We start from the raw sequence: 1,547 nt of genomic DNA, 5'->3' as shown, positions 1-1,547 counted from the left end.
AAGACCCGAGCTTCAAGAACCCCCTCCCGATCATGCTTTTCGGTGACGATGTGGACGGCTTCCGCGTCGTGTGGAACCGGGAAGATCGCGGCACCCGCGACATGGACGGCAACCGCCGCCGCCGCAATCGTTCGGACGACAACGCCGACGAAGCTGGCGAACCGGCAATCCCGCCGCTCTCTGGCGGTGCCGAGGAACCCGCCCCCCGCCGCCCGCGCGGCAAGCGCAACGAGGCTTTCGAGGGCAACGCTTCGGAAGATGGCAAGCTGATGGAAGCAGCGGCCCAGTAACCAACCGTCAGACGGGCGGGGAGAGCGGTGGAAACGCTCCCCCGACCCTGATCGCAACCACTGCCAAGGACTTGCAGCCATGACGAAGGAAACGACTACCCGCCGCCTTACCAGCTTTGCCCAGCTTGGCGAAGCCCTCCGCAACGAACGGGAACAGGCCATTGCGGCCGCCTTCGCCGAAGAGACCGCCGCCCCTGAATTCGTCGAAGCGTTCGGCGACGTCGGCGCGCTTTCCATCGTGGAAGCAGGCGCGCCCGCGCAGGAACTCGACATGCCCGATCCCGCCGAGGCGCAGCACGATTGCCATGCAATCATGGTCACCCTTTTCGACCTGTTCCGCGATACCCGCCTAGAGACCAGCGCGCAGGCGATTGCGTGGGGGTTCGTCAACAGCTTCCACTTCGAAGCCGCGAAGCTGGCCCGCGAAGAAGACACCTTGTCGCTCGAGCTTGGCGAAATGATCTGTCACCCGGATTCCTCCGAAATCTATGCGGTGGAAGTCGAGGAACTGCAGCTACGCACCCAAACCAAGATGGAGCAGCGAGCCGCTATCGAGTGCATGCGCGACTATGCCGCCGAATGCTACCGCGCCCAGACTGGCCGCCCGTGGAGCAGCGCGCGCGGAACCCGCGTTTCCAGCGCCACCACCGCAAGCCAGATCGCCGCCGCCGACTTCCTCAAAGCCCGCGCCACGGCCCTACGCGAACAGCGCGCGCCCAGCGGCCCGCTTGTCGTCTTTTCGGGCGGGCAGGAGTGGCACGACCACGAACAAATCTGGACCCGGCTCGACCAGATCAAGGAGCGCGTGCCCAGCATGACGCTTTGCACGACGGCGCAACGCAAAGGGGCCGACGCGATCGCCACCGCGTGGGCGGCAAGCCGCAAGGTTCCGGTTGTGGCGTTCGCGCCTAATACCGCGCGCCACGGCAACCGCGCGGGCTTTGTCCGCAACGATCAGCTGGCAGGCCTTCGCGCCGTTGAGGCAATCGTCTGTGAAGGTTCGGGCATTCAGGCGAACTTGCTCGACAGCCTGAAAAAGGCAGGCGTTCCGACCCACGCGTTCCGCCATTCCAGTCAGGCCCCCGCCCCGCAGCGTAGCATGTGGGGATGAGGCAAAGGGCGGCGCCCCTCGCGCCGCCCTCCCCCGTTTCCTTGGCAGGAAAGAGACTGGCCAGCCCCGGGGCGATCCCTCCCCGGCGCTGGCCCTTTGTCGTGCTTTCGGGAGTGGGGTGAACCCTACTGGTTCCCCCCACGCCA

Annotated in this window: 1 protein-coding gene and 1 pseudogene; both read left to right on the top strand. The window is 66.1% G+C overall.

The genetic code is table 11. The features are described 5' to 3' along the window. A pseudogene (locus tag CA234_RS24025) lies at positions 1-290 on the top strand (DUF736 domain-containing protein); the annotation flags it as partial. A gap of 79 nt (positions 291-369) precedes the next feature. Continuing rightward, positions 370-1,401 (top strand): DUF2493 domain-containing protein, encoded by a 1,032-nt coding sequence (locus tag CA234_RS24020; RefSeq protein ID WP_126002935.1) that lies wholly within the window; start codon positions 370-372, stop codon positions 1,399-1,401. The last annotated feature ends 146 nt before the right edge of the window (positions 1,402-1,547 follow it).

It is taken from the genome of Sphingomonas sp. ABOLE (genome assembly GCF_003950455.1).
Classification (GTDB): domain Bacteria; phylum Pseudomonadota; class Alphaproteobacteria; order Sphingomonadales; family Sphingomonadaceae; genus Sphingomonas; species Sphingomonas trueperi.
The sequence above is the reverse complement of the archived record's forward strand: the minus strand, read 5'-3'. Positions and strand labels throughout refer to the sequence as shown.